At 39.1% G+C, this 16,637-nt stretch carries 17 protein-coding genes and 2 pseudogenes; 1 reads left to right on the top strand and 18 read right to left on the bottom strand.

Features of this window, described 5'->3' with window-relative positions; all coding sequences use genetic code 11:
- Positions 1–44: 44 nt before the first annotated feature.
- The 17 genes and pseudogenes from JQX68_RS09790 to spoVK all read right to left on the bottom strand — a co-directional run bounded on the left by JQX68_RS09790 (position 45) and on the right by spoVK (position 14,501).
- Positions 45–557, bottom strand: coding sequence for a GNAT family N-acetyltransferase (locus JQX68_RS09790; RefSeq protein ID WP_040083079.1), 513 nt, complete (start codon positions 555–557; stop codon positions 45–47).
- Between the two features lie 513 nt (positions 558–1,070).
- The gene (locus tag JQX68_RS09785) at positions 1,071–1,823 is read right to left on the bottom strand and encodes a hypothetical protein (protein ID WP_240345563.1); all 753 of its coding nucleotides are present in this window, start codon (positions 1,821–1,823) and stop codon (positions 1,071–1,073) included.
- 46 nt (positions 1,824–1,869) lie between these two features.
- Positions 1,870–2,061, bottom strand: a complete 192-nt coding sequence (locus tag JQX68_RS09780) for a hypothetical protein (protein WP_147771931.1) — start codon at positions 2,059–2,061, stop codon at positions 1,870–1,872.
- Positions 2,062–2,165: 104 nt separating this feature from the next.
- A pseudogene (locus JQX68_RS09775) lies at positions 2,166–2,342 on the bottom strand (peptidoglycan-binding domain-containing protein); the annotation flags it as partial.
- A 35-nt stretch (positions 2,343–2,377) separates the two neighbouring features.
- Positions 2,378–2,596: pseudogene (locus JQX68_RS09770) on the bottom strand (terminase large subunit); the annotation flags it as partial.
- A gap of 118 nt (positions 2,597–2,714) precedes the next feature.
- Positions 2,715–3,107, bottom strand: coding sequence for a phage terminase small subunit P27 family (locus JQX68_RS09765; protein WP_481748476.1), 393 nt, complete (start codon positions 3,105–3,107; stop codon positions 2,715–2,717).
- 226 nt (positions 3,108–3,333) lie between these two features.
- Entirely contained in the window at positions 3,334–3,699 is a 366-nt protein-coding gene (locus JQX68_RS09760; protein ID WP_147771930.1) for an HNH endonuclease, read from the bottom strand.
- A gap of 58 nt (positions 3,700–3,757) precedes the next feature.
- A complete protein-coding gene (locus tag JQX68_RS09755; protein ID WP_071581925.1) occupies positions 3,758–4,420 on the bottom strand; it encodes a hypothetical protein in 663 nt (220 codons plus the stop codon).
- Positions 4,421–4,438: 18 nt separating this feature from the next.
- Positions 4,439–5,389: a hypothetical protein gene (locus tag JQX68_RS09750; protein WP_205440635.1), complete on the bottom strand. Its 951-nt coding sequence runs from the start codon at positions 5,387–5,389 to the stop codon at positions 4,439–4,441.
- A 578-nt stretch (positions 5,390–5,967) separates the two neighbouring features.
- The gene (locus tag JQX68_RS09745; protein WP_071582071.1) at positions 5,968–6,498 is read right to left on the bottom strand and encodes a hypothetical protein; all 531 of its coding nucleotides are present in this window, start codon (positions 6,496–6,498) and stop codon (positions 5,968–5,970) included.
- Positions 6,499–7,160: 662 nt separating this feature from the next.
- Positions 7,161–7,787, bottom strand: coding sequence for a hypothetical protein (locus JQX68_RS09740; RefSeq protein ID WP_147771929.1), 627 nt, complete (start codon positions 7,785–7,787; stop codon positions 7,161–7,163).
- Positions 7,788–7,932: 145 nt separating this feature from the next.
- Complete coding sequence (locus tag JQX68_RS09735; RefSeq protein ID WP_147771928.1) at positions 7,933–8,310, bottom strand: ArpU family phage packaging/lysis transcriptional regulator; 378 nt, start codon at positions 8,308–8,310, stop codon at positions 7,933–7,935.
- Between the two features lie 634 nt (positions 8,311–8,944).
- The gene (gene glnA, locus JQX68_RS09730; protein ID WP_014664076.1) at positions 8,945–10,279 is read right to left on the bottom strand and encodes a type I glutamate--ammonia ligase; all 1,335 of its coding nucleotides are present in this window, start codon (positions 10,277–10,279) and stop codon (positions 8,945–8,947) included.
- A gap of 58 nt (positions 10,280–10,337) precedes the next feature.
- Complete coding sequence (glnR, locus tag JQX68_RS09725; protein WP_014664075.1) at positions 10,338–10,745, bottom strand: transcriptional repressor GlnR; 408 nt, start codon at positions 10,743–10,745, stop codon at positions 10,338–10,340.
- A 109-nt stretch (positions 10,746–10,854) separates the two neighbouring features.
- Positions 10,855–12,120, bottom strand: coding sequence for a methionine gamma-lyase family protein (locus JQX68_RS09720; protein ID WP_014664074.1), 1,266 nt, complete (start codon positions 12,118–12,120; stop codon positions 10,855–10,857).
- A 17-nt stretch (positions 12,121–12,137) separates the two neighbouring features.
- Positions 12,138–13,400 (bottom strand): GTPase HflX, encoded by a 1,263-nt coding sequence (gene hflX, locus JQX68_RS09715; protein ID WP_040083090.1) that lies wholly within the window; start codon positions 13,398–13,400, stop codon positions 12,138–12,140.
- 132 nt (positions 13,401–13,532) lie between these two features.
- Positions 13,533–14,501: a stage V sporulation protein K gene (spoVK, locus tag JQX68_RS09710; protein ID WP_003231746.1), complete on the bottom strand. Its 969-nt coding sequence runs from the start codon at positions 14,499–14,501 to the stop codon at positions 13,533–13,535.
- 646 nt (positions 14,502–15,147) lie between these two features.
- Between spoVK and cwlC the strand changes: the two genes are divergently transcribed.
- Positions 15,148–15,915 (top strand): sporulation-specific N-acetylmuramoyl-L-alanine amidase, encoded by a 768-nt coding sequence (gene cwlC, locus JQX68_RS09705; RefSeq protein ID WP_147771926.1) that lies wholly within the window; start codon positions 15,148–15,150, stop codon positions 15,913–15,915.
- Between the two features lie 63 nt (positions 15,916–15,978).
- On the opposite strand, the gene JQX68_RS09700 is transcribed toward cwlC, so the two are convergent.
- Positions 15,979–16,599, bottom strand: coding sequence for a hypothetical protein (locus JQX68_RS09700; protein WP_147771925.1), 621 nt, complete (start codon positions 16,597–16,599; stop codon positions 15,979–15,981).
- Positions 16,600–16,637: the final 38 nt, after the last annotated feature.

The raw sequence follows: 16,637 nt of genomic DNA, 5'->3' as shown, positions 1-16,637 counted from the left end.
TGAGAAGATCGGTTATAAAATGATTAACGCTAGATCAGTATAGTTCAATTCCACTCTTCCTCTAAAATAGCGTAATAATATTCATCCCACCACTCATTGCCTTTTGGAATACACTTTTTAAAAAAGCCTTCTCTTCTCATTCCAATCTTCTCCATAACTCGGTATGATGGAATATTCTCAGGTTGACAAGTAGCTATAATCCTATGTAATTTCATTTCTTTAAATCCATATTCCAAGATAGCCTGCGCTGCTTCAGAAGCATACCCTTTATTTTGATAATTCGGATTAAACACCCACCCAATCTCATATGTATGTTCACCAAAATACTTATGAAAAACAATATGGCCTATAAGTAAATCTTCATCTATTAATATGACAGGGAATTTTTCAGCATTATTACCTTTGTTTTTATTTACAAATGCTTTTGCGTCTTCTTCAGTAAAAACCCCTTCTGGTATATACTTCATCACATTAATATCTGATGTATACGCATATACAGCTTGCCAATCTTTGAATTCGAATTCACGTATCAATAACCTTTTTGTTGTTATATGCATTAAAGTAACTCCCCCTCACATTTACTTCATCTTTATTTCGATATGAAGACAACAATAACCTCTTTAAATGACTATCCTTATTCAACAATATTGCCTCTTACTTGAATCAACTGATTCTGATAGTGAGGACGCAATTGAATATGATTCTCCAAAATAATCCACTTGTTTTTTCGTTTTAGTCTTAGGTCCATAAACATTGTCCAGCCTACCCCCGCGTGTATTATTTTCTTCAAGAGTTGATTGCATGTGACTGATTTGGAGCGAAAATTATATCGGGAAAAGCGAAAAAGAAATACGAGAGAGCACAAAAGCCTGATCCGCAAAGGCACTCTTTCATGGGATAAAGAAAAGAAATTATGGATTATTTAAAGCCCGCCTTATGAGACGGGCTTTTCGGGCGAGGTTATTACCTTTACACTTTCTTAACGCCTCCGTAAACACTTCCTTTTGCAGTAGACCCTATAAACGCCTCAACAAGAGCTGAGTTTAAAACGATGCCGGCCCATTTAAAACCTAAATGGATTCAACATATGTACGTGAATAAACCTCTCTATAGGCATATCCTCCATGGCTGGCGTCCCGGTCTTGTCCTAATGCCCTAGGAGAGATTGCCAAAGCTGTCCCCAACGGGTGGCGCTGATAGTCGCCATCTTTATAAGTAGCCGAAACTTTTTTGCCGTCATATTTAAATCTTCCTTCGGCCCAAAGTGTGAAGAGCTTCGGTCCACCAAGTCCATAAGCAATACCAGTGGTCCTTTCTGTTTTTGTAGTGCCTTGGACGCTTGCATGAGAGTCTGGAGAGTCAGTTAAAGTTTTTTGCTCAAGTATCTGGATATCCCCCAGATCACCTAGATAAACCTTAACTGTACTGTTTTGTGTTTCAAAAGTAAGCACATCCCCATAGGATTTGCTTTTTTCTTGTTCAGCCATAAAGCTGTTCATATTGAAAGCTTTATGGCTGAATTTTTCTAGTTCTGATTTCATTTCTGGGAAAACATCATAAAGTGATATGTCTGGATTGCTAAACGCTTTTGGTGCTGGATTGTTTTTGTAGTGATTCGAAATAGTTTTTTCAATTTTTTCCAAAGAAGAATTTTGGGGTAGATTTTCTAGGTTGGATTTCAACAAAGGAACTGTTTTTTCAACGTAATTTCTAATGTCAGTTATATCTTGCTGTGACTTTTGTTTAGGTGCTGCGCTCGCTGCTCCTCCGAAGATACTAAATACTAAAGAGAAAGTCAGACAAAAAAGCAATATCTTTTTCACAATAATCTCCTCCTGTTTATCAGTCACCTCGCCCTCTTATATACATTTATTTACATTTTTTACTTTTTCCTCCCGCTGTTTTTTGGGTATAATGATATATCAGATAAACAATCAGAAAGACTAATGCAGCTACGGCAATATAGTATAAAGGCATCACCAAAAATGGAGCAAAATTAGCTATGACCACCAATATAATGATGGCTATTCCATACAAGCTTATAAAGCGTAGTAATGCCATATTATCCCCCCTTGCTGTTTCCATCATTTTAACAAAAAAAGCCAGCTACTAAAGGGCTATTTTTTGATGCGTGATGTCACAATTAGCAAGGGAGGATCATTATATTATTTCAATAGCGCTTCAATTTTCACTTTTGTCTTAGGACCATAAATGCCATCAGCAGAAAGGCCACTTACTGACTGGAACCGTTTGACCGCATTTGCTGTTTTTGATCCATACACGCCATCAATACCGTTATTCTTCGCCCTTTTTTCCGGATAGAAATAATGAGCAGCCAGCGCTTTTTTGAATCTCCCTTACGTCATCCCCTTTAAGTTCCCTGCAAAGGCCCTTTCGTAAGTTTAAACTGAGTCATCCAGTAAAGAAACTGGCGGGCTTTTTCATCATTAAACACATAAGGAAACTCCCTTGTGCCTTCCCGACTCACATCATTTAAAAAACGCTCGCAGGTCCAAATGTGTTTTTCACAAGCCACAATCTCACCCGATATCACATCGCGCGAGTAATCAATAAGAAATTGTTTGATTGTCTTCATACGTTTTTAAACTCCTTCTCCGCAGCCGCTTTTCCCGCTCTTCCTGGGTACGGGTGATAGCAAGTTTTGCCCGGGCAGACGGTGTAAGGCCAAAGTCATTCGATGCTGATTTCATTTGTCAAAATAATTCTTTTGCCGCTTTTAACAAAGGATGCTCTTCACCAACAAGCTTTATTGGATTGCCGTCTTTGTCTTTTCCTTCTGTATGGACCATGATCCCGTCTTCTTCAATAATTTTAGAAATTGATACATACTGCGAATAGGCATTACAATAGGCAGCCAACATGCTGATATCCGCTTCCGTAATGATTTCAACTTCTGTTAATAGAGCAGCAACCCGTTTGAATTCTTTTTTCCCGACCTTATCCAACCACGTTGGCGGTTTTATATTATCGGATCGCATTTTCATTTTCTTCTCGTGCTCAGCCCGTGCGGCCAGCTCTTCCGTATTCTTTTTATTTGGGTTGCCTTGTATCAATTGAAGCATAGCGGATTTTGCAGGCCTCGGCATGTTCTCACCTCATTTCACATCAAAAAATTGCATTTTTTTCTTGTTTTTTTCATCAATCGTGATACGATGGAATTAACAACAAAACCAGTCGTACCAAGCCCTCTCGGCAATTTCGCCGGGAGGGTATTTTGTTTTTCCGGAACTTTGAAAAGCGTTGTTTGTTTGCAGAAGAGGGGGCGCCGTTCTCCAAACGTTTCCTTTCCAGAGATTTGGATAGGGGGGAGGGTCACTTGCCCTTACCGCCATGAACCTTGTTGTGACAGGCTTTACACAGACTTACAAGGTTGTCCAAGTCTAATCTTTTCGACCAATCTTCCTTTACTTCCACAATATGATGCACCATGTCCGCCGGAGTGAAGCAATGATCTTTCAAACAATGCTGACAGAGATAATTGTCTCGTCTCAAAGCAAGTTGTCTTGTTCGTTTCCATTCAGTTGATTTATAAAAACTTGTTATTGTTTTGTTTCTTGAATGTTTGTTGTAATGTTTTGTTTCTTCCAGCTGAGCGTTCCTGTGGTCATGGCAGTATCCCTCCCTTGTAATTGCCTTACACCCATGGACCTTACATTCCCTCAATGGCTTAAGCGGCATTGGAATCACCTCCTCCTTTTAAAATAAAAAGACATCCGTTATGGATGTCATAAAGTGATTATTTATCTTTTTCTTCTTTCTCAATTTCACTTTTTACAAAGTTTATACCATTAGATGCGGCATTAGTAACGAAAACTTGAAACAAGTTATAAATAACACTTTTCAGCTCAATTAAAAAATTCAATATAAAAGTGATGTAAAGACTAATCAACAATGCAGATATAAATTCATTGGTTTCTTTACTCAGACAGATAAAATACCAGTTACTGGATAAATATTTAAAAATAATCATCAACATAAAATTAATGATTATTATAATTAAATAAAATACTCCCACACCTAAAAAATACAAATTATATATTTTAAATTTACTACTTTGCTCTTTATGTTTTACTGTAATTAAGGTGATCATGGTCTGGTCGTTAGCTAGTGCTTGAAATATAGCATACCCTGTAACAATAATTGTGAAAATAGGAATTATGATTGTATTAACATTGACTGTTATATCCGATATGATATCAATTGCACTAGCTACATTAAATAGAATAAATTTTAGGAATATAAATGCAGCCACAAATATTAAAATCAAAAAGCTCAATCTTAAGTAAGATAATTTAAAAAGACCGATACTTTCTAAAAATATTTGATTAGAGTTCATTCTTTTGTATTTAAGTAAATCTTCAATATGCTCCTTAATCTGCTCTTTTTTTTCCTCATCCATTTAATCACCTTTTAAAAGCTATTTTTTAAATAATTTATTGTATGCATTTTCATGTTTTGTATACATTCTATCGTATATTGACCTATTTTCTTCACTTGTTTCATTAAATTCCGTTTTATTTATAACTTTACCAGTAATCTCATCAATATTCTGATTGAACGTTTCTTCTTCATCTAAAGGTATACTCATTACCTCTGTAAACGAATCATCCTTTAAAGTCCCTGAAGTTCCATTATTAAATTTTACTCTTATTGTAGGTTTCATTAAACCCTTTGTGTCTTTAATAATCGATACCACATTATCTTTATTATCTGGTGTATTATATGTTATATTCCCTGTTTTCGAACCTAGTTTTTCTAAAGATTCGGTTAAATAATCGACTGTTTCATTGTCAATGATATCACCATTTAAAGGATAAAACCTTAAGGTTACATTCTTGATTTTTTTTACTTTCTTTAACTCTTCCTCGATTGCTCCTTTAAAAGGGATAGCTACCACATTTAAATTGACATTAGGTAATTTTTCTTCCCTAACTTTATTCTCTTCCCTAATAAAGGTTTTAATTTTATCTCTAGCTGTTACTGAAAAATTCTTTAAAGTTGGACTTCCTTTTTGATTTTTAACTAAAACCATGCGATGGTTTTTTAAATTTATTAAGAAATAAGAGTAAGGATCCGAAGGATATACTTCATTTGTCCTTACTAATTCACCATCGATGATTCTCGATTTCACTTCTAAAGTAGTACTTCTAACAATTAAACCAGCAAGGACAAATTCACCTTTTACATTAGTCAGTTTAACATCGCGAAAAAAGAAGTCAGCATCCTTTTTTTTACTTCCTTTTTTTTGATCTTCTTCTTTTAAAAAAGCCGGTAGTATAATTTCAAAAAAGTAATCCAACATAGGTTGATTTTCTTTTCCAAAGGTACAGTTGAAATTTGCAATATAAGATTGTTTGTCTTCTAACAAAGAATATTTCCCCCTTTTTATATTTCCAACTCATAGAATTCGACAAAAAAAGGGGAATCCCTGCTACTTTTTACTCATCTTTTATAATACACGAACAAATGTTCTTTATCAAGACTTTTCATTAAGAGAACTTAAATAGGCAATGCAATTATTTAATAAAGAAGTTAATCTAAGTTTGAAAGAGCTTGGATATTCTTTCTAAACTGCCACCGTACTCAAGCCGTTAACTTGCCAATAGTCTATCCTGAGATTTGCCGGAAGCAGTTTACAGAGAATACAAAAAAGCACCAACCTAAGGGTGCTTTTTTATTTCTTTATTAAATTATCGGTATCAAAATAATTCCTAATGTATACGATGATATTTTTTGCGCATTCCTCTAAACCCTCATCCTTAGGATATACTGAATAAATCCAATTGGTTGATGCCATTCTTAAGGAATCAATATTTTTGTACCGATCGGGCATCTCCTGAGCACACCTTGTTACTACCTCATCTATTTTCGTAATACATTTATGCATTTCTTTCATATATTCATTCAATAAGTCTGAAAGCTCAGTCGGAATCATCGGGCTGGATGCTAGTTTATATATTTTTTTTCATATGTACTAAATTCGTTAGAAACGCTGATCATACCAAGTTGATATCGACTCCAAATTTCTAATGCCTCTTCATTACTATAGATAACCTGCTCTTTAGAAGCAGCAACTTCTCTATTATTTACATCATTATCTGCTAAAGCAAAATTTTTTTTGAAATAATCAGCATTAACTATTGCACTTGGAAATTCAGAGTACAATCTATTCTCTTTATTAACTTTAACATTAAAAAAGTATTTGGCGAATGAATCAAACATTCTCAAACAATTACCTTCGAAAATTCTTCGAAAATCTAAATCATTTCTTAGATCAATCTGACTTTTACCATTAAACAATTCCAATATTTCACCCATAATTTTTATCTGTTCCTTAAAAACCTCAGTTCTTAATGGTTGAAGAACAGTCTTTCTAGCTTGTCTAAAAGTAAGAATTGCCACAGTACCTGTTGTTATAAAAAACAATGTGTTAAAAATGTTTTTAATGTCTTCTAAATTTAAATTAAGCCATCCCATTTTTGTCACCTCAAATATATTATCGGTAAAAATTAAATCAAATGGAACGACTTGCAGAATTTGTCGAAAAAAAGTTTAATGCCTCCTTATGCTAATCGCTTATTAAAATTGATCTCACACATACTCCGAGAGGAAGCCAAGTATAGCAAGATCGCACAATGAAACACGATAATACTATTCTCCCGATACGGACGCCGCAGACTAGCTGCTATCCAGGCTCAGAATGTTCTTCTCGTTTTGGCTTCATTCCTCAACACCTTTGTTCCGTATCCGAATTCGTCTTGATAAGGGAAAGACGATTCTCCTGTATATTTCGATAAATTTTATTTATTGTATTTCGTTGATAGGTTAAGTTTATCGAGATTTCAAACATAATAGTCCCCCTTTTTGTCCCCCTAAAATGTCCCCTGTTTTGTCGGGAATTTGTCGGCGATTAATGATTCAATACAAAAAAAGAACAGGTTTTATCCTGTCCTTTTCGATTCATTTCTTATTATTATCATCTAATCTTAGAACAACAATGCTCAATAAGATCAAACCAATAAACGTACCGTACTTCCCTGTGTCTAAATTTGTGAGTGGAGCTATAAAATATTCAATTATGAATATGATTATAGCAATTGAAACTAATATACGATTCATTTATTATTTAACACCTCGTTTTATGCATTTCTCCATGGAACAATAACTGTTGTGCCAATTAACCAATGATAAGATATCCCATACTTACCATTATCAGAAACCTTCTTTATCGCCCATTTACTTGCCCACAATGCTCCAGCAAGAGCACCTGCGTACACAGAAATTCCTGGTAACGTTCTGAGCAATGCCGCGATACCAGCAATGGCTCCGGCTGCTCCATCTGCATCTTCAATGATATTTAAAAAGCTTTTGATTTTACATGAATTCATATTAACCTGTACAATTGGAACCTTAACTCTCACACTCTGCTTTCCTCTGCAAGCCATAGCTGAAGCATCACTGGTTACCTCAGAGACTCTAACCGTAGCCGTATCAACTAACTTTTTTGAGCCCTCTGTTAGTAAATATTGATCAACCTTGATAGCTTCATTTGACGTGCCTTTATCAAGTGTCTTTTGATCAATAAGATATTGTTTGCCATCAAGTTCCATTGTGTAAGTTGAGGCATCCTCAGACTGGTTAATAATCTTCATTCCATTAACAGGTGGTACATTTTCATTATTCGTAGAGGTTTTCGCAAAAGAAGGTAGTGCAAATCCACAGACTAAACTGAATACAAGAAACAAGCTTACGATTTTCCTTTTCACCTTTTAATCCCTCCCAAGGCTCAAGACTATCACAATCAAAATTAAATAAACACCATTTTCCATAAAATAGGTTATTTACTCCTACAATTTCATGATCAAGTACATCTCACCTAAACTTTATACCCAATTTAATTAAAAAAAGCACTCAGATGATTCCGAGTGCTGTAGCAATACGTAGAATGGCACGCTGTTTTATTTCATAATAGGTGTCCTTTTTCATGCCAAGCACTATATAGATATGAATGTCTTTTGTTTGGCTGGCTGTTAAGTATTTTTTCTCAATGATCATCCGTTCTTCATCGTCCAGACTGTTTTCTAGCGCCCTTTCCATCTGTTTGACCTTCAATTCATTTAAGATGAAAGAATCTCTGATAGAAGGAAACGGGCTGATACCAGCGTCGACTGATTCCTTTTTATTCTCAAGCTGTACTTTCAAAGCTCGATAATCTTTGAGTTCTTTGATCACGATTTTACGGACTACCTTCAAATCCACAGGATGAAGGAATGAAAGTTGTTCTGTCACACCATCCTCCTTTCCTCTATTTTTCTTGTTCCCATTTTTGTATTCGACGTTCTGTTAAGCAAATCCATAAGGCAAGAGCCGCTGAATTTATAGCGAAGATTGAGCCAATAAATATGATCATTTCATATCAATAGGCGCTTCTCTTTCCGCTGCTTTACAAAAACATAAGAAATGGCAATTTGACAATAAACAAATGCTACGGATGATTATAAGCATGATCTCAATTTAGTATTTTGCAGAGTTGACGGGAATTTTTTACCTAAGTCCACCCTTTTTTATGCGTTTAATCGTATTTTAAAACGAGCTGACATCATTAAATGCCTAGATCCACGCAATACGCCATACACATGCTGTTTTACTTTTAGAGTAGGCGCTGATATGAAATACATTCAAGAACATTTAGGTCATAAAAGCATGATGGTAACTGCCGATGTTTATTCACATATTAGTAAGAAGCTTGACCAAAATCGAATAAAGGATTACGAGAAATACGTGTCCTCAATTGTGGAGTTAGATTCATAACTTCAAATTTTTTTGGTCTTATTTTGGTCAAGGACCAAAAATATCGATCTTTTAATCTTATGACCAAAATTTAAAAATCCCCTGACACCAATAGTGCCAAGGGATTGAGAGATTAATATTGAGACATATATTGTTCGCGCTCCCAAGGATGAACTTGTGTGCGGAACATATCCCATTCGATTTCTTTTGCTTCGATGAAGTGTTCGAATAGGTGCTCGCCCAGCGCTTTGACCATGACTTCGTTTGATTTGAATTCTTCTAGCGCTTCCGCAAGAGTTGCTGGAAGGTCAACGATTCCGTTTTCCATGCGCTCTTCTTTGCTCATCACATAGATGTTGCGGTCGATTGGAGCTGGCGCTTCCAGTTTGTTTTTGATTCCGTCTAATCCTGCAGCAAGCAATACGCTAAGTGCAAGGTACGGGTTAGCAGCTGGGTCTACACTGCGTACTTCAACACGTGTGCTGATGCCGCGGGAAGCCGGGATACGGATAAGCGGGCTTCTGTTTTGCGCGCTCCATGCTACATAACAAGGTGCTTCATAGCCAGGAACAAGACGTTTGTAAGAGTTTACTGTCGGGTTTGTTACTGCTGTAAAGCTTGTTGCGTGCTTCACGATACCTGCAATAAAGTGTTTCGCTGTTTCACTTAGCTGAAGATCTGCGTTTTCGTCAAAGAATGCATTAACACCATTTTTGAAGAGTGATAGATTGCAGTGCATACCTGAACCGTTCACACCGAACAATGGTTTTGGCATAAATGTCGCATGCAGGCCGTGTTTGCGGGCAATTGTTTTGACAACTAGTTTAAATGTTTGGATGTCATCACAAGAGCGGACTGCTCCAGCATATTTAAAGTCGATTTCGTGCTGACCAGGTGCTACTTCGTGGTGAGACGCTTCGATTTCAAAGCCCATCTCTTCAAGCTCAAGTACGATATCGCGGCGGCAGTTTTCTCCTAAATCAGTTGGAGCTAAGTCGAAATATCCGCCTTTGTCGTTTAGTTCAAGCGTTGGCTCGCCTTTTTCGTCTAATTTGAATAAGAAGAATTCAGGCTCAGGTCCAAGGTTGAAATCGCTGAAGCCGAGGTCTTCCATTTCTTTCAGAATCCGTTTTAAGTTGTTTCGCGGGTCACCTTCGAAAGGTGTGCCATCCGGATTATAAATATCACAGATGAAACGTGCTACTTTACCTTTTTCAGCTGTCCATGGGAAGATAACAAATGTATTTAGATCTGGATACAGGTACATGTCTGACTCTTCGATACGAACGAATCCCTCAATAGAAGAACCGTCAAACATGACTTTATTATCAAGCGCTTTTCCAAGCTGGCTTACAGGAATCTCAACATTCTTGATTGTTCCAAGAATGTCAGTAAATTGAAGACGGATATACTTCACGTTTTCTTCTTTTACTAATGTTTCGATATCTTCTCTAGTGTACTTTGCCATTTGGTAAAATTCCTCCTCTTAAAAGGTAAATGTATATAGCAAAACAGTTGCTAACGGATTAATGAAAGAAGCGGGACATGTCGCCTTGACGGAATGTATTCCCTCTTTGAAAACGGCCGGCTTGCATAAGCTCGTTTTTCAGGAGCTGTCTCAGTTCGTCATCAGACAGATCATGTTTCATTGGTTTTTTCGTCTTCTCATTTTGTTTCTTCTCCGGCTCGGCTTCCGCCTTCGCCAGAATCTGTTTAATTCCTGCCATGTTTACACCTTGTTCTATCAGGTGCTTGATTTCTAACAGTTTATCTACATCATGAAATGAAAATAATCGTCTATTCCCTTCACTTCTGGCTGGAAATATCAGTCCATTTTCCTCATAATATCGAATTTGTCTTGCTGATAACTCCGTTAACTGCATGACAATTCCTATTGGAAATAAAGGCATTGAGCGGCGAATATTATCACTCATCTCAATTTCCTCCTTTTCTTAACTTAGTTTCATTATAGGTGATGTTATATTTTGTGTCAATACGATGTAAGGATTCTTAACATCAAATTAAGAGAAATTTTTAAAAAATTTAAATTAATTGCTTTTCCATCAATGAGTCTACCGCACTGCATATGGCATTCTTCACATGCGAATAGGTTAATCCTCCCTGAACATACGCTACATACGGCGGGCGAATAGGGCCATCAGCTGATAATTCGATGCTTGCTCCTTGAATAAATGTGCCTGCTGCCATAATGACATCATCCTCGTATCCCGGCATATAGGCCGGATAAGGCGTCACATGAGCATTGATTGGCGATGCAAATTGAATAGCCTGGCAAAAAGCAATCATCTTTTCTCTGTCAGAAAACTCAACGGATTGTATTAAATCCGTTCTTTTCGCATCCCATTTCGGGTTTGAAGTGAAGCCGAGCTTTTCAAGAAATCTCGCTGTAAACACCGCTCCCTTTAGACTTTGAGACACAACGTGAGGGGCCAAAAAGAATCCTTGATACATTTCTTGGAGCGAGTAAAGAGACGCCCCTGCTTCTCTGCCGATGCCAGGTGACGTCATACGGTATGAGCAAGCTTCAATCCATTTCGCTTTTCCAACAAGGTAACCGCCTGTTTTCGCAAGACCTCCGCCGGGATTTTTAATAAGAGATCCCGCCATCAGGTCGGCTCCGACATGGCAAGGCTCAAGCTCTTCCACAAATTCTCCGTAACAGTTGTCCACAAAGACGATCAAGTTTTCATTGATTTCTTTTACAAAACGGATCATTTCTTTTATTTCACTAATTAAGAAAGAAGGGCGATTCGCATACCCTTTTGAGCGCTGAATGCCGATTACTTTGGTCTTCGGATTAATCGCAGCGGCGACTGCATCGTAGTCTATCCTTCCGTCTTCCGTCAGATCAACCGCATTGTAGCCGATTTGAAAATCCTTTAATGATCCAGCGTTTTCTCCGCCTCTGACGCCCACAATTTCCTCTAACGTATCATACGGCTTGCCCGTTATATAAAGGAGCTCGTCCCCCGGTCTGAGGACACCGAACAAAGCAATCGAGATGGCATGTGTGCCTGAAATGATTTGCGGCCTTACAAGCCCCGCTTCTCCGCCAAACACATCCGCATATATGCTTTCAAGCGTGTCTCTTCCGATATCATCGTAGCCGTATCCAGTAGACGGCGTGAAATGCGTGTCGCTTACTTTGTGTTTTCTATAGCTTTGAAGCACTCTCCATTCATTGCGCTCGCTGATTTCTTCTATTTGTTTATGAACGCCGGCAATGTCCGCTTCCACTTCCATTGCCGTTTTTTTCAGTAATTCTCCGTGCGTTAATGTGTCAAACATGTCTTTATATTTCCTTCCTACATATACTTCTTTAATTCACCGATGATACTTTGCTCTTCTTGGACATAGCCCGATATGTCATACCGTTCATTTTCTTCATTAAAATAGAAGCGGTCTACCATCGTTTCCGATTTGATTCTGGAAAGGAGCTTCCCTTCACTCGCCGGCACATGTGCTTCAAAAGACGTTAACAGCTCTTTGCGCAAATAGCGCTGAATCGCTTCTTTAAAGGTTTCATCGTCGTCCTCAAATTTCGCACTGACCATAATATGATCCCTTCCGGCGGACGGTATAAAATCAGGCAGTCTTTGATCACGTTTATTGTAAGCCGTGAGCATCGGGATATCGTCTGCTTCAAGTTCCTCAAGCAGACGAAGGACTGTTTTTTCATGTCCCACATAATCCTCATTTGAAGAATCAATTAAATGCAGGATCAAATCCGCTTCTTTTACTTCCTCAAGCGTTGACCGGAATGCAGCAATCAATGTCGTTGGAAGATCCTGAATAAATCCTACTGTATCTGAAAGAAGAACACTGTAGCCGCTTGGCAGGACCATTTTTCTGGTCATCGGGTCCAGCGTGGCAAACAGGAGATCTTCTTCATAGCTGTCAGCACTCGTCAGGCGGTTGAACCATGTTGATTTCCCCGCGTTTGTATAGCCGACAAGCGCAATTTGAAGCACACCGTTTTTCTTTCTTCTTTCTCGGTATCGGCTTCTATGACGAATGACAGTTGAAAGCTGTGTGTTGATTTCATGAATGCGATTTCTGATATGGCGGCGGTCGGTCTCCAATTTCGTTTCCCCGGGACCTCTGGCACCAATTCCTCCGCCTTGCCGGGAGAGGTTGATCCCTTGTCCCGTCAGACGCGGCAGTGCATATTGCAGCTGAGCCAGCTCAATTTGAAGTTTGCCTTCTCTTGTTCTCGCCCGCTTTGCGAAAATATCTAATATCAATTGCGTGCGGTCAATCATCTTCACTTCGATTGCTGTTGCCAATGACTTCAGCTGGCTTGGCGACAGTTCATCATTAAAAATGAGGAGATCAGCATCAAGCTCTTCCACCAGCGCCTTCAGCTCTTCTACCTTCCCTTTTCCTATATATGTAGCGGCGTCAGCCCTGTTCCGTTTTTGCGTGACGCTGGTCAATACTTTTCCGTCTGCTGTTTTTGTCAGAGAGGCTAGCTCTTCCATAGAATTTTCAAAATGCTCATCCGTGATATGCGGCAGCTGACATCCGACTAAAATGGCTTTCTCCTGAATCGTTTCTTGTTCGTTCAAATGGATGTTCCTTTCTTTTGCATATTGGGCAGTAGTATTATCATACCAAACCCTGCATGTGTATACCACAAATCGATTGCTTTGAAAAGCAGAAATACAAGCAAAAAACAGACCTCTCAAAAACTGAGAGGTCTATGCAGATCCAGATGCTTCTTCTTTAATGGAAAGATCTTGGCTTTTGATTGTCATCAAGTCGCTTTTTAAGTATTGGTCTCCCATTAAAAGCCTCATGGCTTGTGCTCTGATCGATTTTTCGATCACATTTCTGACAAAACGTCCATTGCTGAATTTAATGGGACTTGTCGTGCTTTTCACTGTCATTAAGTAATCTTTCAATTTCCATTCCGCTTCTTGACTGAGCTGGTATTCCCTTTCATCAATCATTCGTTTCGCAATCTCCATGAGCTGGGTCACAGAATAATCCGGAAAATCAATAGAGATGGGAAATCTTGATTGGAGACCCGGGTTTAGCGAGAGAAAATGATCCATTTCCCGAGAATATCCGGCGAGTATCAAAATAAACTCATGCTGTTTGTCTTCCATATGTTTTACAAGTGTGTCGATCGCCTCTTTCCCAAAGTCCTTTTCGCCGCCTCTTGCCAGCGAGTAGGCTTCGTCTATAAACAAAATGCCGCCTAATGACTTTTTGATTAAATCTCTCGTCTTTTGGGCGGTGTGTCCAATATATTCCCCAACCAGATCAGCCCGCTCCGCTTCGATTAAGTGGCCTTTTGAGAGGACATTCATTTCAAAGAACAGCTTGCCGATCAGCCGTGCAACCGTCGTTTTTCCCGTTCCCGGATTTCCTTTAAACATCATGTGCAGCGCTTGTTTTCCCACCTTCAAGCCTTGCTCCGCGCGTTTTTGGTTCACAAAAATCCAGGCGTATATTTCCTTGATGTTGCGTTTCATTTCCTCCATCCCAACTAATGCGCTCATCTCTTTTTCAATTTCCTTCAAAATGCCGTGCTTTGCTTCGTTTTTTTGCAATGCAGCCTGATATTCCGCCTCTGCCTCAGCATTCGTCAGCACCTGCTTTTGCCCGTTCAGAATAATGTTGATCTGTCCGTTGTTTTTATAAGTCACAGCGCGCTCCAACATCTTCACCTCTCTGTTCTCTCTATATGATATTCAAGCGGATGCCGATTGTGACAAACGCCTATCATGTGTCGAATCAGTTGCTTTTTTCGGGAACGATAGGGAATCCTGCGCTTTCCCGAGAAATACTTTATTTCTTATTGTATTCACGGACATGGGGTGGACAAACCATGAGATTTTGTTTTTAATCATTTTATTAGAGTAATATCTACTTTTCTCCCTTCACGTTAGAAACATTGTTAATCCTTTTTTCATTCAAACGGGCTGTTTTTTGTGCAAAGCGTATCATCCGCCCGAAGATCCCTGCGAAGGTGTTTTCCTTTTCTTCTAATGATATCTTTCATGACCGTTCCTTTTTTCAAAATGAACGGCGCTCTCATATCTAAATGCATGCTTTTTAAAATGAAAGCACAGCTTAAAACCAGCAGGAATCAGTGCAGATAGAATCGAACCCATAATACTCACTAACATCTGACATATGCACATTTTTCATTTCAGACCGTATCTGTTGTCGCTTCATGTTGAATTGTGCGCTTTCCCGAGAAATAATTTCCGGATGTTGAAGGGATATTTCCTCATTTTTCAGATAAATGATAATCGTACAAGCAGAAGCCGTGTTTTTTCATATCCTGTAATGAGGTGATGAAGAATGGTTAAAATTTTTATTGATCCTGGCCATGGCGGGTCTGATCCTGGCGCAACAGGAAATGGCCTTCAAGAAAAAACGTTAACGCTGCAAATCGCTTTTGCCTTACGTACGATATTGACTAATGAATATGAAGGTATTTCTTTGCTGCTGAGCCGGACAAGCGACCAATATGTCAGCTTAAATGACCGCACATCTGCCGCAAATAACTGGGGAGCAGATTTCTTTTTATCCATTCACGTTAATTCCGGTGGAGGCACAGGTTTTGAAAGCTACATTTATCCAGGTGTAGGTGCCCCAACGACGTCTTATCAATCGACAATTCACTCTGAAGTGATACAAGCAGTCGACTTTGCCGATCGCGGCAAAAAAACAGCCAACTTCCACGTCCTAAGGGAGTCGGCCATGCCTGCCCTATTGACCGAAAACGGCTTCCTTGATACCGTTGCCGATGCAAACAAACTGAAAACAAGCAGCTTTATTCAAAGCTTAGCAAGAGGGCATGCAAACGGGCTGGAGCAAGCCTTTAACCTTAAAAAGACTTCCAGCACAGGGTTATATAAGGTTCAAATCGGTGCATTTAAAGTCAAAGCGAATGCGGACTCGCTGGCAAAGAGTGCCGAAGCTAAAGGGTTTGACTCGATTATCCTTTTAAAGGATGGATTATACAAAGTGCAGATTGGTGCATTTTCATCCAAAGACAATGCGGACGCTCTCGCTGCCAGAGCGAGAAATGCCGGCTTTGACGCTATTGTGATTCTGGAATCATAGTCGAGACGGAGACGAGCGTCTCATAAAAAAACCCGGCTCCTCATCACGAGAAACCGGGTTTTTTTATTCAAGAATATCAACAACAAACTGTGACCATGTTTCCAGACGGTTATAGATGTCATCCTGTTTTAATTCAGAAACTTTCATCCATTTACCTGCAATTTGGTCTTTCTCTTTCACTTCCACTTGTGCGCCGGGCTTCAATTGAAGCGCAGAAAGAATACCGATATGCACTTTACCGACACTGTTTTCATCATCATTGATCAATCCCAGTGTGACAATCGCCTGTTTATCTTCTTCATTTATTTGCAGTTCTTCCTCAAGCTCACGGTCTGTGTTCAGCTTTAAGACTTCAGCAAATGAAGCTGCCCCTTCGATCGCGTTCATATGGCCGCCAAAGCCGAGAGAAAGTTTGTTGTGCAGGCGTGATTCACCGCCGCCGGCCAGCCGCTCGTAAAGGAAGACTTCATCTTCGCGCTTGATGACGACATAAGGTATCGGCTGCTTGAAACGCGGATCTTCTTCTGCGTCCCCTCTTCTCATTTCACGATAGGCAGCTCCAATCTGAGCCATGATTTCTGCTACTCTGCTATCTTCACTGTACACGCCCTGGAAGGTTAAGCTTTCTTTCTTAAACACATCATCACGCGGGGCGACTAAAATCATTTCGTCCATTTTTCCCATGGGTACTGCGTCCTCCTCATTTAACCTTCAAGCCGAAA

It is taken from the genome of Bacillus sp. LJBS06 (assembly GCF_016924995.1).
Classification (GTDB): domain Bacteria; phylum Bacillota; class Bacilli; order Bacillales; family Bacillaceae; genus Bacillus; species Bacillus stercoris.
Note: the sequence above shows the minus strand (reverse complement) of the source record. Positions and strands in the feature narration are given on the sequence as shown.

Bases quoted from the DNA above. Each gene is read 5' to 3' on its own strand.
- JQX68_RS09790 (WP_040083079.1), bottom strand. From the start codon at position 557: ATGCATATAACAACAAAAAGGTTATTGATACGTGAATTCGAATTCAAA.
- JQX68_RS09780 (WP_147771931.1), bottom strand. From the start codon at position 2,061: ATGGCATTACTACGCTTTATAAGCTTGTATGGAATAGCCATCATTATA.
- JQX68_RS09765 (WP_481748476.1), bottom strand. From the start codon at position 3,107: ATGCCGAGGCCTGCAAAATCCGCTATGCTTCAATTGATACAAGGCAAC.
- JQX68_RS09760 (WP_147771930.1), bottom strand. From the start codon at position 3,699: ATGCCGCTTAAGCCATTGAGGGAATGTAAGGTCCATGGGTGTAAGGCA.
- JQX68_RS09755 (WP_071581925.1), bottom strand. From the start codon at position 4,420: ATGGATGAGGAAAAAAAAGAGCAGATTAAGGAGCATATTGAAGATTTA.
- JQX68_RS09745 (WP_071582071.1), bottom strand. From the start codon at position 6,498: ATGGGATGGCTTAATTTAAATTTAGAAGACATTAAAAACATTTTTAAC.
- glnA (WP_014664076.1), bottom strand. From the start codon at position 10,279: ATGGCAAAGTACACTAGAGAAGATATCGAAACATTAGTAAAAGAAGAA.
- glnR (WP_014664075.1), bottom strand. From the start codon at position 10,745: ATGAGTGATAATATTCGCCGCTCAATGCCTTTATTTCCAATAGGAATT.
- JQX68_RS09720 (WP_014664074.1), bottom strand. From the start codon at position 12,120: ATGTTTGACACATTAACGCACGGAGAATTACTGAAAAAAACGGCAATG.
- spoVK (WP_003231746.1), bottom strand. From the start codon at position 14,501: ATGTTGGAGCGCGCTGTGACTTATAAAAACAACGGACAGATCAACATT.
- cwlC (WP_147771926.1), top strand. From the start codon at position 15,148: ATGGTTAAAATTTTTATTGATCCTGGCCATGGCGGGTCTGATCCTGGC.
- JQX68_RS09700 (WP_147771925.1), bottom strand. From the start codon at position 16,599: ATGGGAAAAATGGACGAAATGATTTTAGTCGCCCCGCGTGATGATGTG.